Origin of the sequence: Streptomyces sp. NPDC127084 (genome assembly GCF_042724175.1) — a bacterium.
GTDB lineage: Bacteria > Actinomycetota > Actinomycetes > Streptomycetales > Streptomycetaceae > Streptomyces.
The window spans coordinates 1-1047 of the sequence record NZ_JBHXFA010000432.1; the positions used below are offsets into that span (position 1 = coordinate 1).

Here is a 1047-nt window from a genome sequence, read left to right on the forward strand (position 1 = left end):
GTCGAGGCCGACGTGCTCATCGCCGCCGACGGCATCAACTCGGCCGTCCGCGCCCAGCGCCTGCCCCAGGTCCAGGTCGCCGACCTCGGCTCCCGGCACATCGCCGCGAAAATCCATCTCACCGACGAGGCGAAGGCCCAACTGCCCGCCGAGCTGTTCAACGCCTTCTCGCTGGCCTACGCCGCCGACTTCACCGGGCTGACCCTCGGCCCGCTGGAGCGCACCGACCCCACCTCACCGCTGATCGCCGAGCAGGACCCCGGCTTCCAGCGCGAGGCCACCGCCGACTACGCGCTGAGCATCTTCAACTCCCTGCCCGACCGGATGCTCCCCGACGCCGAACTGTTCACCGCCGGCCCCGACACGCTCAAGGCACACGCCCTGCGGCGCGTCGCCGGCTGGCACCCGGCCCTGGTCGACACCGTCCGGCTGTGGGACACCGCCACCGTGCAGGCCCTCAAGTGCCGCAGTTGCGTACCCGTCGACGCCTGGGAACCGTCCACCGTCACCGTCATGGGCGACGCCGTCCACGCCATGATCCCCGCCCTGGGCATCGGCGCCAACACCGCACTGCGCGACGCGCACACCCTGGGCGGTCAACTGCTCGCCGTCGCCGCCGGCGACAAACCACTCCTCGACGGCATCGCCGAATACGAGCGGGCCATGCGCGACTACGCGTACCACGCCCTGCGCATGTCCGCGTTCGTCGGCCAGAAGGTGATCGGGCACCTGCCTCTGCCCGAATAGGCACGGCATTGCTCGGGCGGTGCCCCAAAGCGCCGCCCGGGCTCACCGCCCACTCATACCGAACCGGCCACTTTCACAACGTGCCGTGGCCTGGGCTACGGGTGAATCGCGACGATCGCGAGCATCGTATTCACGCTGGTACGGATCGGTGTATTCACGCTGGTACGGATCAGCGCCGACGGCTTTGCGGGCGCCGTGGCGCCCCCACCCCCCGGGGGGGGGGGGTTATAATATTGTGTGTGGGGGGCACAGCCCCACCCCCAGCCCCCCCCCAGCCGCCCCCCGCGCGGAGTGAGTGAT

At 70.6% G+C, this 1047-nt stretch carries 1 protein-coding gene; it reads left to right on the forward strand.

The features are described 5' to 3' along the window. The coding region (locus tag ACFWI9_RS34775; RefSeq protein WP_387169417.1) for an FAD-dependent monooxygenase at positions 1-747 on the forward strand (747 nt) is incomplete at its 5' end. Between the last annotated feature and the right edge of the window lie 300 nt (positions 748-1047).